A 19,500-nucleotide genomic window follows, 5' to 3' on the forward strand; every position below is an offset into this window, starting at 1 on the left:
CGCTTCAGTCGGCGTCGGCGGCGGTGAAGCCCGCGGACGTCGCGCCATTGGCCTTGAGCCACTTCCGCAGGTCCACGATCTTGCGCTTGCCGCCCTCGCCCTCGAGGAACTGGATGGCCAGCACCGGGCGCCGCTTGAGGGCGCCGTCCTGCTTGATGAGGAGCGAGCTCCACGCGTCGCCGGGGCGCAGCCGGACGCCGGCGATGTCGGCCACCCCGTAGCGGCGCAGGAACGGGCCGTTGCGGACGGTGACCACGCCGTCGGCGGCCCACAACCGCGAGTAGCCGATCGACAACATGATGGCGATCATCAGGAAGACGAAGAACAACAGCGTCGCGGCTTGCGGCCACGTCACCTGTGCGCGGATGTCGGCGCCGAGCGCCCACCAGCCGAACATCGAGCTGGCCAGCAGCACGATCGACAGCACCACCGCGGTCATCAGGGCGGGCGGGCTGGAGTAGGACAGCGTCGCGGGCACGGGCTCCTGGACGGGCGCCTGCTCGATGGGGTCGGTCACGGGCGCTCCCTCAGAGCCGGCAGGCGGCGAGTTCGGTCAGCAGGATGCCGCGGGCGCCGGCGTCGTGCAGGCGGTCCATCAGCATGTGCGCACCCTTGCGGGGCACCAGCACGCGCACGGCGCTCCAGCCCTCCTTCGACAGGGCCGACACCGTCGGGCCCTCGACGCCGGGGGCCAGCGCCGTGGTGGCCTCGAGGTCATCGGTGTGCACGTTGTAGTCGAGCATCATGTAGTTCTGGGCCACCAGGACCGAGTGAAGGCGGGTCTTCAGCGCCTCTGCGACGGGGGGCAGGCCACCGCCGCCGTTGCGCTGGATGAGCACGGCCTCGGACTCGCAGATCGGGTCGCCGAACATCTCGAGCCCTGCGCGACGCAGGGTGGTGCCGGTGTCGACGACGTCTGCCACGACGTCTGCCACGCCGAGCCGGATGGCGGACTCGACGGCACCGTCGAGGCCGACGAGCTCAGCCTCGATGCCCTTCTCGTCGAGGTAGGACTGCAGCAGCCCGGTGTAGGACGACGCGATGCGCTTGCCGCGCAGGTCCTCCAGCGTCAGCGACGAGCCATTGACCGCCGCGAAGCGGAACCGCGAACCGCCGAAGCCGAGCGCCATCACCTCGGTGGCGTCGGCTGCCGAGTCGAGCAGCATGTCGCGGCCGGTGATGCCGATGTCGAGGTGGCCGCGGCCGATGTAGATGGCGATGTCGCGGGGCCGCAGGTAGTAGAACTCGACGCCGTGGTCGGTGTCGATCAGCGTGAGGTCCTTGGTGTCGGTGCGCTGGCGGTAGCCGGCGGCGCGCAGCATCTGGGACGCGGCATCTGCCAGGGCGCCCTTGTTGGGCACGGCGATGCGCAGGAGTCGTTCTGTGGTCATGGCGGTCTCGTCCCTCAGAGGTAGCGGTAGATGTCGTCGAGGTCCAGGTCGAGCGCGATCATCATCACCTGCAGGTGATAGAGCAGCTGGCTGATCTCCTCGGCGCTGCGTTCCTTCGACTCGTACTCGGCGGCCATCCACACCTCAGCGGCCTCCTCGACGACCTTCTTGCCGATGGCGTGCACCCCCTGGTCGAGGCGCTCCACCGTGCTCGACCCCTCGGGCCGGGTGCGCGCGGTCTCGGTCAGCTGCTCGAAGAGTTGTTCGAAGGACTTCACGTTTCCTGACCTTATCGCCTAGAGCTTGATGCCCAGCAGCGCGTCAACCGCTGCGGACACCTGGGAGATGGCGTCGGTGTCGTCGCCGCCGACGTTGAGGCTGGCGCTCGCCCAGGTGTCGACGGCGGCGAGTGCGGACGGGGCGTCGAGGTTGGTGCGCAGTGCGGTGCGGATCGCGGCGATGGTCTCGGCCGCCGGGAGCGCGGCGCCGTCGTTGGCCACGCTGCGCCACAGCGCGAGGCGCTCGGTGGCGCGGTCGAGCTGGTCCGGCGTCCATTCCCAGTTGTCCCGGTAGTGGTGGTCGAGCAGCGCCAACCGGATGGCCATGGGGTCCGCGCCGGCCTTGCGGAGGCGGCTGACGAGTTCCAGGTTGCCCTTCGACTTGCTCATCTTCTCGCCGTGCAGCGCCACGAGGCCCGAGTGCACGAACGCATCGGCCAGCGGTTCACGGCTGGCGACGATGGCCTGCGCCGCGCACATCTCGTGGTGCGGGAACACCAGGTCTGCCCCGCCGCCCTGCACGTCGAAGTTGGCGCCGAGGTAGCGCAGCGAGATCGCGGTGCACTCGATGTGCCAGCCGGGCCTGCCCGCGCCGAGCGGCGAGGACCAGCTGGGCTCGCCCTCGCGGGAGTAGCGCCACAGGAGGCTGTCGAGCGGGTGGCGCTTGCCCGGGCGGTCGGGGTCACCGCCGTTCTCGCGGAAGCGCTCGATCATCTCGGCCTCGTCGAGGTGGCTGACGCCGCCGAAGCCGGGCGCGGCGGCCGTGTTGAAGTACCAGTCGGGGTGCGCGTCGTCGCCGACCTGGTAGATGAGGCCGCTGCCCAGCAGGTCCTCGATCAGCTCCGTGACGCAGCTGATGGATTCGACGGCGCCGATGTAGTTGTTCGGGGGCAGCACGCGCAGGTCCTGCATGTCGCTGCGGAACAGCTCGGTCTGGTCCTCGGCGAGTTCCTCCCACTCGACGCCGGTCTCGGCGGCGCGCTCGAGCAGCGGGTCGTCGACGTCGGTGACGTTCTGCGTGTAGTCGACGGTGAGGCCGAGGTCGCGCCAGACACGGTTGATCAGGTCGAACGTGAGGTAGGTGTTCGCGTGCCCGAGGTGGGTGGCGTCGTAGGGCGTGATGCCGCACACGTACATCCGCGCCGTCTCCACGTCTGCGGCAACGGCCACCTGCCTGCGTGAGGCGGTGTCGAACAGGGTGAGCTGTTGCGGCACGTCACCGTTCGACGGCGGCACGGCTGGTACGTCAACGGTTTCCCACGCATACATGGGTCACAACTTACCGCCTAAATCGGAGGCCACGGGATGCTGGGCCACCGCTCGGATGGTCGTGGCATCGTGCCGGCGGCGAGAATCGCCTCGGCGCGGTCCCGCAGCGCAGCCCACTCGTCGTCGTCGAGCCCGGGCGCGAGCGGGGCGTCGATCGCCGCGGCGCGGGAGACCACGGCGACTTCGTCGTCGCTGAGGGGGTCACCGGCCCAGCCCCACAGCACGGTGCGCAGCTTGTCCTCGGCGTGGAGGCTGACGCCGTGGTCGACCCCGGCGAGCACGTCACCGTGGGCCAGGACGTGGCTGGCCTTGCGGTCCGAGTTGTTGAGCAGCGCGTCGAACAGGGCCAGCGACCGCAGCTGCGGGTCGTCGCGGTGCGCGAGGACCACGGGCTTGTCGTCGCCGGAGAGGCCGGTGAGGATCGGCAGCCAGCCCTCGTCGACCCTGGACGGGTCGAGGAGGTCGATCAGCGGGGTGGGTTCGCCGTCGATCCACCGCTGCGCAGAGCCCTCGCCGAGCGGGCCCTCGCACCACACCGTCAGGGGCACGACGCCGAAGCCGAGTTCCTGCGAGAGCGCGTACGCGGCAACCTCGCGCCGGCCCAGGGTGGCCGTCGGGAAGTCCCACAGCGGCGACTCCCCCGCCACGGGCTTGTAGACCCAGTGCGCCTCGTCGGCGTCCATGGCGAGGAAGGTGGCGTTGGAGGCGTCCACGAGTCGCCCCACCAGTTGGAGGGCGCCCTTCGGGCCGTTCATCCGAACAGGGGGCCGCGGTAGCCGTTCGCGCGGGGGCAGATGTGCCCGGCGGGGTCGAGCGGCTGGCTGCACGCGGGGCACGCCGGCCTGCCGGACGCGACGACGAGCTCCGCCCTCGTCGAGAACTCACGCGCCATGACGGGCGTCATGCGGATCTGGACCAGCGAGTTCTCGTCGTCGTCGTCCGGTTCGCCGGAGAACAGCTCGAGGAGGAGCCTGTTGCGCTCGTGGTCCCAGGCCAGCCCGATGGCCGCAGCACGGAACGTGACCTCGACGGGGGCGTCGAGCGGGCCCATGTCGGCGGGGTGCTGCCGCGGGGGCACCTCGTGGCCCAACTCGGCCAGCTGGTCGAGCACGTCGGCCACCCGCACCCCGAGGAGGAGCGCCTGCTCCTTCTCCAGCGCGACGGCGGCGAGCCGGTTGCCCTGTGCCACCTGGATGAGGAACAGCCGCTCACCGGGCGCGCCGATGGTGCCGACGATGCAGCGATCCGGGTTGTCGAATGCGAGCATCATGGCCTCACCCTACGCCCGCGACGTCGCCGCCGCCGATGGTCGGGGCGCTGTGGCCACCCAGCAGCGACACGAGGTCACCGCCGGTGTTGACGCACACCACCAGCGGCCTCTCCCCCGCGTAGTCGACCACGCTGATGCCGGCCGGGTGGACGTGGAGCCGTTGGAACTGGTCGAGGTGCATGCCGAACGCGTGGGCGAGGATCGCCTTGATGGGGTCGCCGTGCGAGAACACCACCACCACCTCGTCGTCGCCGTGGCGTTCGGCGAGCCCGCTGATGGCTGCCGTGGTGCGCTGGAACATCGCCTGCATCGACTCGCCGCCGGGGAACGCTACGACGGAGGGGCGGGCCTGCACGTCGGCCCAGACCTCCTGGGAGCTGAGGTCGTCGAGCTTGACGCCGGTCCATTCGCCGTAGTCGCACTCGCTGACGCCGTCGAGGATCTCGGCGTCCGGGAAACCGGCCAGCGTCGCGGTCTCGATGCAGCGCTCGACGGGCGAGGTGTAGGCGGCGGCGACGCGCACGCCGCGCAGCGTCTCGCCCAGCGCCTCCGCCTGGGCGCGGCCGATGTCGTCGAGCGCAACGCCCGGTGCGCGGCCGGCGAGGACGCCGGCTGCGTTCGCCGTCGAACGACCATGCCTGATGAGCACCACCTTGGTCATGGGGCCCAAGCCTAATAACCCGCGGCCAGCCACGGCGGTACAGTGGCCGGGGTTTCGCTCCGGGAGGAACATACATGGACTGGTTGCAGGCGATCGTGCTGGGCGTCGTGCAGGGACTCACCGAGTTCCTGCCCATCTCGTCGAGCGCGCACGTGTCGATCGTCGGGCAGCTGTTCTTCGACGGCCGTGACCCGGGGGCCGCGTTCACCGCCGTGACGCAGCTCGGCACCGAGACCGCCGTGCTCGTGTACTTCCGCAAGGACATCGCCCGCATCATCGCCAGGTGGTTCGGCTCGCTGCGCGGCACCGTCGAGCGGACGGACCCGGATGCCCGCATGGGCTGGTTGGTGATCATCGGCTCCATCCCCATCGTCGTGCTGGGGCTGCTGTTCCAGGACGCCATCGACTCCACGCTGCGCAACCTGTGGATCACCGTGGCCATGCTGGCCGGGGTCGCGATCGTGCTGGCGGTCGCCGACAGGTTCGGCGAGCGCAACACGAAGGACCTGCGGCAGCTGAGCTGGCGCGACGGCATCCTGTTCGGCCTCTTCCAGGCCGCGGCGCTGATCCCCGGCGTGTCGCGCTCCGGCGCCACCATCTCCGGCGGCCTGTTCCTGGGCTACGACCGCCCCGCGGCCACCCGGTACGCGTTCCTCCTGGCGATCCCCGCCGTGTTCGGCTCCGGCCTCTACAAGCTCAAGGACATCGGTGGCGACGCCACCGCCGCGTGGGGCCCGACCATCGTGGCGACGGTGCTGGCGTTCTTCATCGGCTATGCCGTGATCGCCTGGCTGTTGCGCTACGTCTCGACGCACAACTTCACGCTCTTCGTCGTCTACCGCCTCGTCATCGCCGCCATCGTCGCCGTGCTGTTGCTCACCGGCGTCCTGGCGGCCGCATAGGCTGGAGCCCTCATGCAGCTTCGTCCACTCGGTGCCACCGGCCTCCACGTCTCCCGCCTCGGGCTGGGCACCATGGCGTGGGGTCGAGACGTCGAGTGGCCCATGGCGCGGGCGCTCCTGCACGACTTCGTCGACGGCGGGGGCAACCTCGTCGACACCGCGCCGGCGTACGGCGCCGGCGTGGCCGAGAAGATGATCGGCAAGGCGCTGCACGCCGGGCTGCCCCGCGAGTCACTCGTCATCGCCACCAAGGCCGGCTTCGTCGTGCGCGACGGGCGCCGCGTGATCGACACCTCGCGTGGCGCGCTCCTCAACGACCTGGAGCAGTCGCTGCGACGCCTGGGAACCGACCACGTCGACCTCTGGCAGGTCCACGCCTGGGGTGACGCCCCGCTCGACGAGACCCTGTCGGCGCTCGACACCGCCGTCACCCGCGGCATGGCGCACTACGTCGGCGTCTCCAACTTCGTGGGCTGGCAGACCGCCACCGCCGCCACCTGGCAGGAGGCCGACCGCGCACGCGTGACGCTGTCGAGCGTGCAGGTCGAGTACTCGCTGCTGGCGCGACGCGCCGAGGTGGAGGTGGTCCCGGCCGCCGCGCACCACGGGCTCGGGGTGTTGGCCTGGTCCGGCCTCGGGCGTGGCGTGCTGACCGGCAAGTACGCGGGCGGTCGGATCCCGCGTGACTCCCGCGGCGCCTCCGACCACTTCAGCTGGTTCGTCGAGCCCTACCTGCAGCCGCGCTCCTCGGCGATCGTCGACGCGGTGACGCACGCCGCGCAGGGGCTGGGGTTGACGGCGGCGCAGGTGGCGCTGCTGTGGACGCGCGACGCGCCCCAGGTGGCGTCCGCGCTGATCGGACCGCGGACCACGGAACAGTTGGCCGAGCTGATGGACATCGAGAGCAAGACGCTGGTCCCACCCATCGTCGCGGCCCTCGACGACATCTCGGGCGGTCCGAACGGGCTACGGCCGCCTGGCCCAGGTCGCTAGCCCAGCTCGAAGGTGATGTGGTGGACGCCCTCGCCGTCGATCTCGAGGTGCAGCGTGCCCGTGACGTCCTCCAACTGGTCTGAGCCGGACCCCGGCACGATCTCGTAGCGCAGGTCCTGGCCTCCCCCGCGCATGCTGCCGAACTGCTGGAACGCGACGGTGCCCCTGCGGCCGTCCAGTGTGCCCTCGAAGACCTCCATGGCGACGTAACCGGCGGTCCCGCTGGCGGGGTCCCCCGCCGACACCATGACGCCCTTGCTGACGCCCTGGGCAGCCCCCTGCCAGACCTTCGCGAAGTCGAACCTGCTGGTCGTGGGCAGCACACCGTCAACGGGCGTGATCTCGATCTCGAAGGTTGCTTCCACGGCCATGTGATCCACTCCTCGGAAGGTGCGCGCCCGCCTGTCGGGGCGTTCGTGACTCCCACCCTAGCGCCGATTTGCATGACCCCCCTCAGTACCTGCTAGAGTTCCTTGTCGCTCCCCGGAAGGGGAACACCACCTGTCCGGGTGGCGGAATTGGTAGACGCGCTAGCTTGAGGTGCTAGTGCCCGTTTTAGGGCGTGGAGGTTCAAGTCCTCTCTCGGACACGACCGGACCCAGTCACATCGCATCCCTGCGGTTGGCTGGGTCTCTTCGTCTTCTGCCCCCGGAAGCGGCGGGGTGCCCTGATCCGTTCTTGACCTTTCTTGATTGGTTCTTGACCTGCATGTCCCTACCGTGGGTTCCGCGGGCCGCCTCGTCCGCAGGAACGGAGACACCCATGACACGCCCCCGAGCATTCGCTTCCGCCCTCGGCGCCCTCCTCCTCACCGCCTCGCTCGTCGGCTGCGCCACGACTGACGCGGAGCCCTCCACCGCGCCCCCAGCCGCGACCACCGACACCGCAGGTGGCGAGGTGTCCGAGACGCACAACGACGCGGACACCTCGTTCGCCCAGATGATGATCATCCATCACGAAGGCGCCATCGAGATGGCTGAACTCGCCGTCGACAAGGCCGAAGCCCCAGAGGTGGTGGCGCTGGCGGAGCGCATCGCCGCGGCACAGGGCCCCGAGATCGACGAGATGACCCAGTGGTTGGGCGCGTGGGGTGAGGACGTTGCGGCCTCGGACCACAGCGGCATGTCACACGGCGGCATGGACATGGACGGCATGAGCCAGGAGGAGATGATGGAGTGGCTCTCCGGCCTGTCCGGCGATGAGTTCGACACCGCGTTCCTCGAAGGGATGATCGCCCATCATGAAGGTGCGGTGGAGATGGCCGAGGCCGAACTGGACGAGGGGCAGAACGCAGAGGCGCTCGCGCTCGCGGAGAAGATCATCGCCGACCAGGAGGCCGAGATCGCCGAGATGAAGGAGATGCTCGGCAACTGACGTTTGCCGAATGGTGCATAGAGTTGGTCCATGACTGTTCCCGTGACGTTGGCCGTCCTCGGTGCCTCCGGCGACCTTGCCCATCGACTTCTCCTGCCGGGCCTCGGCACCCTGCTCAGCACCAACCCCGAGTACGACGTCACACTGGTGGGCTGTGCCACGGACCCGCTGTCGCACGACGAGTGGGTGGCGCGGGTCCGCGAGGCGCTGGGTGGCCAGTGCCACAAGTCCAGCATCGAGCGGGTCATCGCCACCACCCGCTACGAGCAACTCGACCTCACCAACCCGGTGGCGCTTCGCGGGCTGCTCAAGAGCCTCGGCGACTCCCCCGTGCTCTACCTGGCGCTCCCCCCGAGGGTCTCCATGGCGGTCTGCAAGGCCCTCACCACCCTCGAGATCCCCCCCGGGCTCCGGATCGCGTTGGAGAAGCCGTTCGGCTCCGACCTGGCCACGGCCCGCGAACTCAACGAGGTACTGGCCGGCCTGGTGCCGGAGAACCAGCTGTTCCGCATCGACCACTACCTCGGCAAGTCCGTGGTGATCAACCTGCTGGGCTTGCGGTTCACCAACCGCATCTTCGAGCACGCCTGGAACAACCAGAACATCGAGCGGGTCGACATCACCGTCGACGAGGTGCTCGCCCTCGAAGGCCGCGCGCGCTACTACGACGGGGCGGGCGCGATGCGCGACATGATCCAGAGTCACCTGCTGCTCGTGCTGGCGCTGTTCGCCATGGAGGAACCGCCGTCGCTGAACGAACGCGACGTCCGCGACCTCATCGCGCTGATGCTGCGCCACACGCACCTGTGGGACGGCAACCCGGTCACCTCGTCGCGGCGCGCCCGGTACGCCGCCGGCACGGTGGCCGGCGAGTCGGTGCCCAACTACGTGGACGAACCGGGCGTCGACCCGGACCGCAACACCGAAACGCTCGCCGAGGTCACCGTCCGCATCAACACAGACCGCTGGGCAGGCGTACCCTTCCGGCTCCGCAGCGGGAAGGCGCTGGGCGACGCCCGCAACGGCATCACCGTGGTGTTCCGGCCTGTGGACCACGTCCCCGAAGGCTTCACGAGCGCGCCGCCCAACGTGCTCAGCATCGGCATGAAGCCCGCCAACATCAGGCTCGGGTTGTCGACCAACGCTGAATCCAACCGCTTCGAACTGAACCAGTCGGTGCTGTCCACCGACCTGGCCGAGAGCCCACTCAAGCCCTATGGCGAAATCCTCGACTCGATCTTCCGCGGCGACCCGCTGCTGACGGTGCGCGGCGACGTGGCCGAGGAATGCTGGCGGATCGTCGAGCCCGTGCTCGACGCCTGGCACCAGGGCTTGGTGCCCATGGATGAGTACCGCGCCGGCGGCGCGGGCCCCGCCCGTTGGAACCTCTGACCAAGGGGTCCGGAGCGGCATCCCCCGCAAGAGCTGGCTGCGGATCGACATCCATCGATGCGCGCGTAAGCTGGGACGATGTCCATCCCCGTTGAATGCGCAGCTGCTCCGACCTCGATGATGTCGGCAGACCGCGCCACGCGCCTCGCGGAGATCTTCAAGGCACTGTCGGACCCGACGCGTGTGCGGCTACTGGCCCACATCGCGGATTCCCCCGAGGGCACGGCGTGCGCGTGCCACATCCCCGACACCCTCGGGATTTCCCAGCCCACGCTTTCGCACCACCTGAAGAGACTGACCGCCGCCGGGCTCGTGACGCGTGAACAGCGTGGCCGCTGGGCGCACTACACCGCCGCCAGCGACGTCCTCGAAGTGGCCCGCGAGTTCCTCGGGACCACGACGGAGGAGGCGGCCCGCTGCTGCTGACGGGCCGCCACGACTTCACCGCGTGAGGCTGAGCCCTGCCAGTTCGACACCGACCGGCGGGACCTCCTGCATGGCCAGTTGCGCCAGCCTGGAGGCGCTCCGTGCCACCTGGGCAACCGGCCCTGCCTCATTGGCGGCCCGCTGGATCAGCAGCGGCGACGACGTGCCGGTCAGCGACAACGACTGGTTCACCACCCAGGCCCACGGCGCGATGTCGGCCCTGGCCAGGTCGTCGACGAGCGCTTGCGCTTCCATCACCGGCGTCGTCTCAGGGGTCGTGACGATGACGACCCTGGTGTATCCGGGGTCCTGCAGCCGCATCAATGGAGTGGTGAACTTGGCGCTGCCCAGGCCGCGCGCCACCTCGCGGTGATACGAACCGGTGGCATCCATCAGGAGCAGCGTGTGCCCGGTGGGGGCGGTGTCCATCACGACGAATCGCTTGTCAGCCTGGGCGATCGCCTTGGAGAAGGCCTGGAACACGGCGATCTCCTCCGTGCAGGGCGACTTGAGGTCCTCCTCCAGCGCGGCGCGCCCCGCGCCGTCGAGGTTGCGCCCCTTGGTGGCCATGACCCGGTCGCGGTAGTCCTGCGTCGCCCGGTCCGGGTCGATGCTCGTGACCTCGATCCCCGCGGCGTCTCCCCCGAGAGTGCGATCGAGATGCGCGGCCGGATCCGTGGTGGTCAGGAGCACGTCCTTGCCCCGCTCTGCCAGTGCGACGGCCAGCGCCGCCGCGACGGTGGTCTTGCCCACGCCGCCCTTCCCCATGCACATCACCAGGCCCTTGTCGCCCAGGGCCAGTTCGTCGACCAGGGCAGCGAGACCGCTCGTCGCGCCACGCGCGGTCGGTGCCGCCACCGCGACGGGCGGGTCCACCGGTCCGAACATCCTGCGCAAGGCGTCCGCACCCACCATGTTGGTGGCCCGGAGCGGAAGCGTGTCGAGGGTGAGCCGCTGCAGCGCCAGCGGGAGCTGGGCCACCGCGTGGGCCTCGCGCGCCCGGATCGCGTCTGCGAGCGGGTCATGAGTCTCCTCGTCCGGCAGCAGCCCGTTCACCACGAGGTGCGTGGCACTGACGCCGACGGTGGCCAGTTCGAGCAGCGCGCGTTCCGCCTCCTCGATGCTGGACGGATCGGCGCGTGCCACCAGGATGATTCTGGTGCGCTCCGGGCTGGCCAGTGCCTCGACGGCGGCGGCATAGGTTCCGCGGGCCTTGTCCAGGCCGGACATCGGGCCGAGGCAGGAGGCATCGCCCAGGCCCTCGTCGAGGAAACCGGTCCACTCGCCGGGGAGTTCCAGTAGCCGGATGGTGTGCCCGGTGGGCGCCGTGTCGAAGATGACGTGGTCGTAGGCAGCGGTTCGGGTGGGCTCGGCGAGCAGTTCGGTGAACTCGTTGAAGGAGGCCACCTCCGTGGTGCAGGAACCCGATAGTTGCTCCGTGGCTGCGGCGAGATCCTCCGGCTTCAGGAAGTCACGCACGGGTGCGAGGGTCCGCTCGCGGTATCGATCGGCGGCCTCCTGCGGATCGATCTCGATGGCATCGAGGCCGGGCACGCTGGGGATGGACACGACGCGGTGACCGATCTCCACCCCGAACACCTGGCCGACGTTGGACGCCGGATCGGTGGAGCTCAGGAGTGTCCGCTTGCCCCGATCCGCGAGCAGGGTCGCCAGCGCGCAGGCGACGCTGGTCTTGCCCACCCCTCCCTTGCCGGTGAGGAAGACGTTGCGGGGCAGATCGGCCGTGAACCTCATCAGCAGCACCCGCTCCCGCCGCAGCAACCCCCGGCGCTGGAACCCGCCGAGGTGAGGCCCAGGTCGCGACGTTCCTCGACACCGGCGAAACGGGCCAACTCGCTGCGGTCCGGGTAGCGACCAGTAAGGACGGTGGTGCCCTCGACCACCACGAGCGGCAGCCCGTCGATGCCCGCCACACGCATGAACTCGCGGGCCGTCGCATTGGCGGCGAACGCGGCGGGGTCGGAGGCAAGGTTCGCGCGGCTCACTGCACCCCCGCGCTCCTTCAGCCAGGCCACATCCGCGGCGAAGTCCACCAGTTCCTGGTCGACGTCGGTGCCGCAGACACCGGTGTTGCAGCACAGGGGCGGTTCGAAGACCTTGATCATGTTCATCGCGAGACTCCCTTGTATCGATATGTGTCGATATGATTTTGTGAGCATACAACGCTCCCCGCAGCCACCCACCACGGCCCCGAAGAAAGTGAAGCGATGCCCAGCACCAAGCCCCACCTCCTGTTCGTCTGCGTCAAGAACGGCGGCAAGTCCCAGATGGCCGCTGCCCTCGCCCGCCAGTTCGGTGGCGACGCGATGACGGTCACCTCAGCCGGCACCAAGCCCGGATCCAGCCTCAACCAAGCCTCGATCGAGGCCCTCGCTGAAGTCGGGGCAACGATGGAGGGCGAAAGCCCCAAGCAACTCACCGACGAGATGCTGAGGGCCGCCACCCACGTCGTGCTCGTCGGCACCGAGGCCCGGGTGGAGCCCGTGGAGGGCATGACCGCCACCATCGAGGTGTGGGACACAGATGAACCGAGCCTGCGCGGCATCGAGGGCGAGGAACGCATGCGCTTGCTCCGCGAGGACATCTTCACCCGCGTGGCGGAGCTCGTCCTCGAAGTGACAGGCCAGAGCCGGGCCGACCTGGAGCGCTATCGCGGGATCGTCGGGGATCTGGCGCACCAGTACGAGGGGGTCTTCGCCTACGACGAGGTGCGGGCCGTCGTGCGGGAGGCGCATGCCGAACTCGCCCCCACGACCAAGGCCCCCCAGTTCCTCCCGCTCTTCGTGCAGCGCTTCGCACAGGAGAAGCTGCGGGCAGGCGCCAAGGCCAAGGGACAGCCGAGCGACGGCAAGCCCGAACTGCTCTTCGTCTGCGTCCAGAACGCCGGCCGCTCACAGATGGCAGCCGCCATGGCCAAGCACTTCTCCAACGGCCGGGTCAACGTCCGCTCCGGTGGCTCCAGGCCGGCAGGGCAGATCAACGCCCACGCCGAGGCCGTGCTCGCCGAGCGCGGCATGGACGCGAACTACCTCTTCTCCAAGCCACTGACCAACGACGCCGTCGAGGCCTCCGACGTCGTCATCACCATGGGGTGCGGCGACGAGTGCCCCTTCTACCCGGGCAAGCGGTACGAGGACTGGCAGGTCGAGGACCCGAAGGACCGCTCCATGGACGATGTCCGGCGAATCGCCGACGACCTCGAGGCCCGGGTGAAGGCGCTGCTGGACGACCTGGGCGTGCTCGAACGCCAGTGACCGCCACGCGCCAGCGGGTTTGACCCCAAGGAGGCGACCCCCTAGGTTCATATCGATCTTCATCGATACGTAAAGGGTGGACCATGGTCCTGGCTGCTGCCATCTTCGTCGCGACTCTCGTGCTGGTCATCTGGCAGCCGCGAGGGCTGGGCATCGGCTGGAGCGCCCTGGGAGGAGCAGCGGTTGCGCTGGCCACCGGGGTGGTCCACGTCGCCGACGTGCCCACCGTCTGGGGCATCGTCTGGAACGCCACCCTGACCTTCGTCGCGGTCATCGTCATCTGTTCCATCCTGGACGAAGCGGGGTTCTTCGAATGGTCCGCGCTCCACCTGTCCAGGTGGGCCAGAGGCCGCGGCGACGTGCTGTTCACCTTCATCGTCGTGCTGGGCGCGGGCATCGCAGCGCTGTTCGCCAACGACGGCGCCGCGCTGACCCTCACCCCGATCGTCTTCCAGTTGATCGTCGCCCTGGGGTTCAGCCCCCGGGTGGCCTTCGGACTCGTCATCGCCACTGGCTTCATCGCCGACACCACCAGCCTGCCGCTGGTGGTGTCGAACCTCGTCAACATCGTGATCGCCGACTACTTCGGCATCGGCTTCGCGCGCTACGCACTCGTCATGGTGCCCGTGGCGCTCGTGTCGCTCGGCGCCAGCCTCGTCGTCCTGCGGTTGTTCTTCCGCACGTCGATTCCCGGCCCCTACGACGTGTCGGCACTACGCCGGCCCGGAGAAGCCATCCGCGACCGCCCCACCTTCGTCGTAGGAATCGTGGTGCTCGCGGTACTGCTCGTCGGATACTTCGTCGCCGAGGCCGTCGGGGTGCCTGTGGCCGCGGTGGCCGCAATCTGCGCCGTCGCCATGTCGATGATCGCGGCACGTCAACCCCGTGCGCTGTTCGGTCTCGTCCTCCCGGTGGCCACTTCCGGGGCCGGCCCCGTCGAGAATGCCGAGGAGCCGGTCAGCGTCGGAGCATGGCAGCGCGCCTCCGGGCTCACCGACGGTCCCGACGGCCACCCCTCACCAGCCGCGCTCCCCGGCCGCTCCGCCACTGCGGCGCGCCCCATCATCGACGTGTGGGCGGTCGTCAGGTCGGCTCCGTGGCAGATCGTGCTGTTCAGCCTGGGGATGTACCTCGTGGTCTACGGTCTGCGCAACGCCGGCCTCACCGACCTTCTCGGTCGCGCCCTGGCAGCGGTGGCAGCGGAGGGCCACACCATGGCCGCCGTCGGCACCGGCCTCCTGGTGGCGGTGATGTCGTCCGTCATGAACAACATGCCCACCACATTGATCGCAGCGCTGGGCATCGACGCGTCCGGCGTGACGGGAGTGACACGGGAACTGATGGCCTACGCCGCGGTCATCGGTGCCGATCTCGGGCCCAAGATCACCCCCATCGGCAGCCTCGCCACCCTGCTGTGGCTGTCGGTGCTCGACAAGAAGGGCATGCACATCGGCTGGGGCACCTATTTCAAGGTGGGCATCGTGCTCACCCTGCCCGTGCTGGCGGTCACCCTGCTGGCGCTGGCGGGCTGGCTGGCGGTGCTCAGCCCGTGAGGGCCGAGCCGGGGCCGGTGCCTAGAGCACCAGCGGCTTCGCTACCCTTGGGGTTCACCCGCACGAGGACACAGGAGTCAGACCATGGGCATTCTCGACAAGCTGTTCGGACGATCCGCCGCCGACGACGATGCCCCGGTGAAGCACTCGGCCTTCGACCCCCACTCCGTCAGGCCGCAGCTCGACGACCTCATCGGCGCGCTGGGTGAACTCGCGGACGCGATGGAGACCGACGACGCGCCGATCTCCAACCCGGGCTGGCGCGGCCGCCTTCGCGACCTGCGCAACGCGCGCGGCGAGCTGAGGCTCCTGTCGCGCAAGGAGTCGTTCACCAAGGATGACCTCTACGAGGTGCTGACCACCGTGCGCCCCCTCTACCGGGGTGAGCCGCCGAAGGACTTCGCGCACCTCGCGCACCTGAACGAGCGCGTGGTGGCCGGCATCGAGGCCGTGCACCAGGCGGCCAACTGACGCGGGACCATCGGCGCCGCATCGTAGCGGCCCCCGAATCGCGCGATCATCCGCCCCACCCTGATGGGGTCAGGGGTGCTGCCTAAGGTTGGGTCATGGCGACATTCGCGGACACCGCTGCAATCAATCTCCGCCTCGGCCTGCTTGGCCTTCCCCTCGTCGAGGGCAAGGACTCCGAGGAGGCCCTGAACCTGGTCCGGCCCGTGCTGGCCCGACAGAGGGAGGCCAACCGGAGGCTCGCCCACCGGCTCCCTGCGGTCGACACCCGGATCCAGAACTTCCTCGACGCATACCTCGAGGACGTTGACGCCGAGCCCAAGCTCCCGCGTCAGACCCTCGTGCTCGACCAGGCGGGACTGGCACGCGAGATGAGCCTCCCCGTCGACGGCGACACCTTCGCCTCCGGGCAGCTCACCAGCTACCGCCTGGTCAACGGCATCCTCCACAACCCGGCCAACGACCGCCGCACCACCAAGGGCGTATTCCACATCGCCGAGGGCGGGCTCCCGATCCAGGACGACAAGATCGCGGTGCCGCGCATCACGTTCGGCAAGCTGCTCGAGCAGGCGTTCAACCCGCCGGCCGACGCGATGGTGCTGCCCTACACCTCCGCGCAGCCGGAGCAGCCCAAGTGCTGGGTGTCGTTGCTGATGCGCCCCATCGTGGTGCCCGCCGTGCCCGGATACATCCAGCAGAAGTCGATGGAGACGAGGTTCTTCGCGCCGGCCACCCTGATGGCCAACCTCGACTTCGTGGAGGGCATCTTCGGCAACGGCGGCGACCCGTACATCCCGGAGAACGACGCCAGCCTCAACCCGGAGACCTGGACCGGCCACACCGGTGCCGTCATCCTCGCGCCCCACCTCACCAAGCTGAGGAAGAAGGACCTGGGCCTGCCCCACTGGGACGACGCGACCGAGCGCCAGCGCCGCGACGGCATGTGCTGGAAGGACGAGGACGAGCTCTACAACGGCGGCTCCGCGTTCAAGGCCTGCGCGCGCGACGAACGCGGCGTGATCGTCACGGTCATCGCCGACAACTACTTCGGTTACTGCAAGAAGGAGGTCAAGGCGCAGATCAGCTACGCCGCCAACCTCCTGGGCCTCGTGGAGGAGGAGCACGCCGGCGGCGCCATCGCGTTTCCCCGCTACAACCTGGGCCAGACGTTCACCGACACCTACTCCCCGGAGAAGTACCGCATCGCAGACGTGATCGCCCGCGACCCCGAACGCTTCCAGGTGCAGCCGGAGGGCCACGCCCTCGACGTCGTCCACCCCCACGTGGTGCTCGTGCCGGAACACGCCAGCTATTCGCTGCGCGACTCGACCGTGAGCTGGACCATCGACGGCGAGACCCGCACCATCCCGCTGCGCGCTGACGTGCAGTACGTGGGCCCCGACGGCTACCTCGTCGAGCTCGGCCACATCGCCGCCGACGGTGACCAGTGGACGCTGCTGGGCACCTCGCCCGTGGCGACCAACTGCCACAAGCCCGCCACCGTCTCGGGCGGCGGCAAGTCGGAGATCTCCAAGTCGATCACCGACGCGTTCGTGTTCGGCAACGCCTACGTCAACGACTTCGTCGAGGACATGGCCGCCGTCGCCGAGATCGTGGAGCGCGACTTCTCGACGCGCTTCGCCGACCCCGCCACGGCCCCCGACCACCGGCCGCTGCTCTCCGACGCCCGCAGCGTGGGCTCCGTCATCAAGCTGCTGACCCCCAGCCGCGAGTTCACCGACGAGTACAACGCCTGGCTCGCCACGATCCCGCACCACATCAAGGAACTGGTGTTCGTGGTCAAGCGCTTCTACCGCCCCGAATGGGGCGGCGACTGGGCCTCGCACTTCTCGGTGGGCCGCATCAACGGCCGCGCCGGCCACGCCCTCCGCCTCGACGGCCACAAGATCACCGTCAACATGCTGCGGGTGGGCTTCGCGCCGGACGGCTCGTGGCGACTGTTCGGCCTGCGCCACGACTTCCACCCCTCCGCGAAGGTGCAGACCGAGGACGACATCAGCGCCTCCATCGTCGTGCCGGGCGAGGCGGCGGGGCGGGCGGACGGCCTGTCGCGCAAGTTCACCACCAACTGCGAGCAGCTCCTCTTCCAGCGTCCCGACGACGCGATCCATCGCGGCTATGACAAGCAGGCAGAGGCCGACATCTCCGGCGGGGCCTTCATCAGCAACTTCGAACCCCTCACGCGCGACGACGCCCGGGCCCTGGTGGACAACGCCATCGAGTTCTCGAAGTTCAGCAAGCCCATGCAGAAGCTCATCCGCCGCGTCGCCAAGGGCGAGCAGAAGGCCGGCTTCTTCGTCTCGTCCGCGCACCCGCGGATCATCAACGGTGCCCGCTCGAAGAACCCGCGCTACCTGCAGATCCGGCCCGACATCTCGCACCCGAGGGCCACGGCGACGGCCGAGATGGTCTCGCGGCTGCACCGCTCGCTCCCGATGGACGCGCCCCTCAAGCTCCCCGTCGACGTCGTCGCGGCCGGCCGCCGCAACAACGCCGCCGAGGAGGGGGTGCCGCCGCTGTGCTCCTACGCGCCGCTCCACTACATGGAACTGCCGGAGCTGTTCATGGAGTTCATCTCGTCGATGACCGGCAAGTCGCCGTCGACCACCGGCGCAGGCTCCGAGGGCGCCATGACGAAGGGCCCGTTCAATGCACTGCCCTCGGTGATCGACCTCAACGCCGCCTTCCTCTCCTTCGCGCTGACCGGCTACGACGGATGGCTGTCCAGCGCGGGGGTCATCGGCCCGAACGTGCGCGTCGACCACGACATCTCGCTGCTGGTGCCGGAGGTGTTCTGCCGCATGACGCCCGAGGAGCGTGACGCGAAGAACCTCATCGCCGAGGGCGCGCTCGAGCGGGTCGAGGACTTCGAACACGACGGCGAGACCCTCGAGGCGTCCCGCCTGGGCTACCGCATGACGGCGCGGTTCCAGTCGAAGTACTTCGGGCGGATCTTCATGCACCCGCACGTGGTGTTCTCCGAGCCGATGCTGAAGCCTGAACTGCAGGACATCGACGCCTACGCCGAGTCGGTGCGCACCATCGTCACGACGCACCAGCGGGTGGCCCAGTCCTACCTCGACGACGGCACCATCGCGCTGGCGGTCCCGCCCATCCGGGCGCTGCTCGAGATCATGGCCACCGGCCGCTCGAACGACGGGCACGGCCTGCACGACGATGCGTTCCGTGCCATGTTCGAGCGCGACAACGTGCTGGCCTCGGACTGGTACCACGAGCGGCTGCGTTCGAAGACCGACGCCGATGCCAAGCTGGCCGAGATGGCCACCGGCGCGATGCAGCGGTTCATCGCCGAGGAGGTCAACGCCAACGCGGCCGATCGCCTCTGCATCGGCGAGAAGATCTCCGCCATGCAGGCGAAACTGAAGAAGGCCTCCGGTGCGGAGGCGGCCGAGGCGCTGCGTGGCACCCTGGGCCGTCAGGTCACCTGGCGCCTCTGAGGCCTCAGGCCACGAGGCCCTCGACGAGCTCGTGCGTGAGCTCGTCGAGGGTCTCCAGCACCGTGGTCCTGGCCAGCAGTTCAGCGGCCGGCGGGTGGAAGTGCGGTGGCACCGCCACGACGGCCATGCCGGCCGCGAGGGCCGACTTGATGCCGTTGGTGGCATCCTCCACGGCGACGCACTGCGCAGGGTCGACGCCGAGCAGCTCGCAGGCCCTCAGGTAGCCGTCGGGGGCGGGCTTGCCGCGCTCCACCTCCTCCGTGGAGACGCTCACGGTCACCACGTCGGCCAGCCCCATGACCTCGATCCCGGTGTCGATCAGCAGCCGCGGCGACGAACTGGCGATGGCGATCGGGTACCGCTCCCCCATCCGGCGCACGGCCTCGACTGCGCCCGGGAGCACGTGGATGCCACGACGGTAGGCCCCCGCCATGCCTTCGATCGTGCGGCGGGCCGCCTCCTGCGGTTCGTAGGGCAGCCCCACCACCTCGACCAGGTGGCGCGCCCACTCCATCGTGGACATGCCCATCATGGCCTGCGTCGACCCGTCCGGCCACGCCAGGCCCGCGTCGGCGGCGAGGCCTCGGCGCACCACGTCCCAGATCTCCTCGGTGTCGGTGAGCGTGCCGTCCATGTCGAACACGATGGCTTGGGGGCCCATGGGTCTCTCCTCGGGGTCGGTTGCCCCGCCAGCCTAGTGCTGGGGTAGCATGGGCCTTCGTCAGACGGCTGAATCCGGTGCGAACCCGGAACTGTCGCGCAACCGTGA

Annotated in this window: 20 protein-coding genes and 1 tRNA gene; 10 read left to right on the forward strand and 11 right to left on the reverse strand. The window is 69.3% G+C overall.

All coding sequences use genetic code 11. The annotated features are described in order from the left end of the window. Positions 1–4: 4 nt before the first annotated feature. Genes ABEA30_RS03490 through ABEA30_RS03520 form a run of 7 tightly spaced genes read right to left on the reverse strand, consistent with a single transcriptional unit; the run spans position 5 to position 4,869 of the window. Positions 5–517, reverse strand: coding sequence for a hypothetical protein (locus ABEA30_RS03490; RefSeq protein WP_345579048.1), 513 nt, complete (start codon positions 515–517; stop codon positions 5–7). Positions 518–527: 10 nt separating this feature from the next. After that, on the reverse strand, positions 528–1,391 hold the full coding sequence (gene hisG / locus ABEA30_RS03495; RefSeq protein WP_345579051.1) for an ATP phosphoribosyltransferase: 864 nt from the start codon (positions 1,389–1,391) through the stop codon (positions 528–530). 14 nt (positions 1,392–1,405) lie between these two features. Further along, on the reverse strand, positions 1,406–1,669 hold the full coding sequence (locus ABEA30_RS03500; protein ID WP_345579054.1) for a phosphoribosyl-ATP diphosphatase: 264 nt from the start codon (positions 1,667–1,669) through the stop codon (positions 1,406–1,408). An 18-nt stretch (positions 1,670–1,687) separates the two neighbouring features. Then, positions 1,688–2,938 (reverse strand): cysteine--1-D-myo-inosityl 2-amino-2-deoxy-alpha-D-glucopyranoside ligase, encoded by a 1,251-nt coding sequence (gene mshC, locus ABEA30_RS03505; RefSeq protein WP_345579057.1) that lies wholly within the window; start codon positions 2,936–2,938, stop codon positions 1,688–1,690. 17 nt (positions 2,939–2,955) lie between these two features. Beyond that, on the reverse strand, positions 2,956–3,693 hold the full coding sequence (locus ABEA30_RS03510; protein WP_345579060.1) for an SCO1664 family protein: 738 nt from the start codon (positions 3,691–3,693) through the stop codon (positions 2,956–2,958). After that, positions 3,690–4,208: a DUF3090 domain-containing protein gene (locus ABEA30_RS03515; RefSeq protein ID WP_345579062.1), complete on the reverse strand. Its 519-nt coding sequence runs from the start codon at positions 4,206–4,208 to the stop codon at positions 3,690–3,692. Before ABEA30_RS03515 ends, ABEA30_RS03510 begins: the two co-directional genes overlap by 4 nt. A 4-nt stretch (positions 4,209–4,212) precedes the next feature. Further along, positions 4,213–4,869 carry an MSMEG_4193 family putative phosphomutase gene (locus ABEA30_RS03520; RefSeq protein ID WP_345579065.1) on the reverse strand — a complete coding sequence of 219 codons (657 nt, stop codon included), beginning with the start codon at positions 4,867–4,869 and terminating at the stop codon, positions 4,213–4,215. A 74-nt stretch (positions 4,870–4,943) separates the two neighbouring features. Here ABEA30_RS03520 and ABEA30_RS03525 point away from each other — a divergent pair, with 74 nt between their 5' ends. After that, positions 4,944–5,771 (forward strand): undecaprenyl-diphosphate phosphatase, encoded by an 828-nt coding sequence (locus ABEA30_RS03525; RefSeq protein ID WP_345579067.1) that lies wholly within the window; start codon positions 4,944–4,946, stop codon positions 5,769–5,771. Positions 5,772–5,783: 12 nt separating this feature from the next. Beyond that, positions 5,784–6,764, forward strand: coding sequence for an aldo/keto reductase (locus ABEA30_RS03530; protein ID WP_345579069.1), 981 nt, complete (start codon positions 5,784–5,786; stop codon positions 6,762–6,764). Here the strand turns inward: ABEA30_RS03530 and ABEA30_RS03535 are convergent. Then, positions 6,761–7,135 carry a DUF3224 domain-containing protein gene (locus ABEA30_RS03535; protein WP_345579073.1) on the reverse strand — a complete coding sequence of 125 codons (375 nt, stop codon included), beginning with the start codon at positions 7,133–7,135 and terminating at the stop codon, positions 6,761–6,763. The genes ABEA30_RS03530 and ABEA30_RS03535 overlap by 4 nt on opposite strands. A 132-nt stretch (positions 7,136–7,267) precedes the next feature. Here ABEA30_RS03535 and ABEA30_RS03540 point away from each other — a divergent pair. The 4 genes from ABEA30_RS03540 (at position 7,268) to ABEA30_RS03555 (ending at position 9,956) form a co-directional block, all read left to right on the forward strand. Then, a tRNA-Leu gene (locus ABEA30_RS03540) sits at positions 7,268–7,353 on the forward strand. Positions 7,354–7,526: 173 nt separating this feature from the next. Beyond that, positions 7,527–8,138: a DUF305 domain-containing protein gene (locus ABEA30_RS03545; RefSeq protein ID WP_345579076.1), complete on the forward strand. Its 612-nt coding sequence runs from the start codon at positions 7,527–7,529 to the stop codon at positions 8,136–8,138. Positions 8,139–8,168: 30 nt separating this feature from the next. After that, on the forward strand, positions 8,169–9,530 hold the full coding sequence (locus tag ABEA30_RS03550) for a glucose-6-phosphate dehydrogenase (protein WP_345579079.1): 1,362 nt from the start codon (positions 8,169–8,171) through the stop codon (positions 9,528–9,530). A gap of 78 nt (positions 9,531–9,608) precedes the next feature. Further along, positions 9,609–9,956 carry an ArsR/SmtB family transcription factor gene (locus ABEA30_RS03555; RefSeq protein ID WP_345579082.1) on the forward strand — a complete coding sequence of 116 codons (348 nt, stop codon included), beginning with the start codon at positions 9,609–9,611 and terminating at the stop codon, positions 9,954–9,956. A 15-nt stretch (positions 9,957–9,971) separates the two neighbouring features. On the opposite strand, the gene arsA is transcribed toward ABEA30_RS03555, so the two are convergent. Then, positions 9,972–11,711: an arsenical pump-driving ATPase gene (gene arsA, locus ABEA30_RS03560; RefSeq protein WP_345579085.1), complete on the reverse strand. Its 1,740-nt coding sequence runs from the start codon at positions 11,709–11,711 to the stop codon at positions 9,972–9,974. Then, positions 11,711–12,088, reverse strand: a complete 378-nt coding sequence (arsD, locus tag ABEA30_RS03565; RefSeq protein ID WP_345579088.1) for an arsenite efflux transporter metallochaperone ArsD — start codon at positions 12,086–12,088, stop codon at positions 11,711–11,713. Before arsD ends, arsA begins: the two co-directional genes overlap by 1 nt. A gap of 96 nt (positions 12,089–12,184) precedes the next feature. Here arsD and ABEA30_RS03570 point away from each other — a divergent pair, with 96 nt between their 5' ends. The 4 genes from ABEA30_RS03570 to ABEA30_RS03585 all read left to right on the forward strand — a co-directional run bounded on the left by ABEA30_RS03570 (position 12,185) and on the right by ABEA30_RS03585 (position 18,731). Beyond that, the gene (locus ABEA30_RS03570) at positions 12,185–13,231 is read left to right on the forward strand and encodes an arsenate-mycothiol transferase ArsC (RefSeq protein WP_345579091.1); all 1,047 of its coding nucleotides are present in this window, start codon (positions 12,185–12,187) and stop codon (positions 13,229–13,231) included. A gap of 83 nt (positions 13,232–13,314) precedes the next feature. Continuing rightward, positions 13,315–14,784, forward strand: a complete 1,470-nt coding sequence (locus ABEA30_RS03575; protein ID WP_345579094.1) for an arsenic transporter — start codon at positions 13,315–13,317, stop codon at positions 14,782–14,784. 84 nt (positions 14,785–14,868) lie between these two features. Next, positions 14,869–15,255: a hypothetical protein gene (locus tag ABEA30_RS03580; protein ID WP_345579097.1), complete on the forward strand. Its 387-nt coding sequence runs from the start codon at positions 14,869–14,871 to the stop codon at positions 15,253–15,255. Positions 15,256–15,350: 95 nt separating this feature from the next. Then, positions 15,351–18,731: a hypothetical protein gene (locus ABEA30_RS03585; protein WP_345579100.1), complete on the forward strand. Its 3,381-nt coding sequence runs from the start codon at positions 15,351–15,353 to the stop codon at positions 18,729–18,731. A 4-nt stretch (positions 18,732–18,735) separates the two neighbouring features. On the opposite strand, the gene ABEA30_RS03590 is transcribed toward ABEA30_RS03585, so the two are convergent. Continuing rightward, positions 18,736–19,392 carry an HAD family hydrolase gene (locus tag ABEA30_RS03590; protein ID WP_345579102.1) on the reverse strand — a complete coding sequence of 219 codons (657 nt, stop codon included), beginning with the start codon at positions 19,390–19,392 and terminating at the stop codon, positions 18,736–18,738. Between the last annotated feature and the right edge of the window lie 108 nt (positions 19,393–19,500).

Origin of the sequence: Tessaracoccus lubricantis (assembly GCF_039544535.1) — a bacterium.
Lineage (GTDB): Bacteria > Actinomycetota > Actinomycetes > Propionibacteriales > Propionibacteriaceae > Arachnia > Arachnia lubricantis.

What these genes read in the sequence shown, in the direction of transcription:
- ABEA30_RS03510 (WP_345579060.1), bottom strand. Translation starts at nt 3,693, where the DNA reads ATGAACGGCCCGAAGGGCGCCCTCCAACTGGTGGGGCGACTCGTGGAC.
- arsA (WP_345579085.1), bottom strand. Translation starts at nt 11,711, where the DNA reads ATGAGGTTCACGGCCGATCTGCCCCGCAACGTCTTCCTCACCGGCAAG.
- ABEA30_RS03535 (WP_345579073.1), bottom strand. Translation starts at nt 7,135, where the DNA reads ATGGCCGTGGAAGCAACCTTCGAGATCGAGATCACGCCCGTTGACGGT.
- ABEA30_RS03575 (WP_345579094.1), top strand. Translation starts at nt 13,315, where the DNA reads ATGGTCCTGGCTGCTGCCATCTTCGTCGCGACTCTCGTGCTGGTCATC.
- ABEA30_RS03515 (WP_345579062.1), bottom strand. Translation starts at nt 4,208, where the DNA reads ATGATGCTCGCATTCGACAACCCGGATCGCTGCATCGTCGGCACCATC.
- ABEA30_RS03585 (WP_345579100.1), top strand. Translation starts at nt 15,351, where the DNA reads ATGGCGACATTCGCGGACACCGCTGCAATCAATCTCCGCCTCGGCCTG.
- hisG (WP_345579051.1), bottom strand. Translation starts at nt 1,391, where the DNA reads ATGACCACAGAACGACTCCTGCGCATCGCCGTGCCCAACAAGGGCGCC.
- ABEA30_RS03555 (WP_345579082.1), top strand. Translation starts at nt 9,609, where the DNA reads ATGTCCATCCCCGTTGAATGCGCAGCTGCTCCGACCTCGATGATGTCG.
- arsD (WP_345579088.1), bottom strand. Translation starts at nt 12,088, where the DNA reads ATGAACATGATCAAGGTCTTCGAACCGCCCCTGTGCTGCAACACCGGT.
- ABEA30_RS03570 (WP_345579091.1), top strand. Translation starts at nt 12,185, where the DNA reads ATGCCCAGCACCAAGCCCCACCTCCTGTTCGTCTGCGTCAAGAACGGC.
- ABEA30_RS03520 (WP_345579065.1), bottom strand. Translation starts at nt 4,869, where the DNA reads ATGACCAAGGTGGTGCTCATCAGGCATGGTCGTTCGACGGCGAACGCA.
- ABEA30_RS03550 (WP_345579079.1), top strand. Translation starts at nt 8,169, where the DNA reads ATGACTGTTCCCGTGACGTTGGCCGTCCTCGGTGCCTCCGGCGACCTT.
- ABEA30_RS03545 (WP_345579076.1), top strand. Translation starts at nt 7,527, where the DNA reads ATGACACGCCCCCGAGCATTCGCTTCCGCCCTCGGCGCCCTCCTCCTC.
- ABEA30_RS03590 (WP_345579102.1), bottom strand. Translation starts at nt 19,392, where the DNA reads ATGGGCCCCCAAGCCATCGTGTTCGACATGGACGGCACGCTCACCGAC.
- ABEA30_RS03530 (WP_345579069.1), top strand. Translation starts at nt 5,784, where the DNA reads ATGCAGCTTCGTCCACTCGGTGCCACCGGCCTCCACGTCTCCCGCCTC.
- ABEA30_RS03525 (WP_345579067.1), top strand. Translation starts at nt 4,944, where the DNA reads ATGGACTGGTTGCAGGCGATCGTGCTGGGCGTCGTGCAGGGACTCACC.
- ABEA30_RS03580 (WP_345579097.1), top strand. Translation starts at nt 14,869, where the DNA reads ATGGGCATTCTCGACAAGCTGTTCGGACGATCCGCCGCCGACGACGAT.
- mshC (WP_345579057.1), bottom strand. Translation starts at nt 2,938, where the DNA reads ATGTATGCGTGGGAAACCGTTGACGTACCAGCCGTGCCGCCGTCGAAC.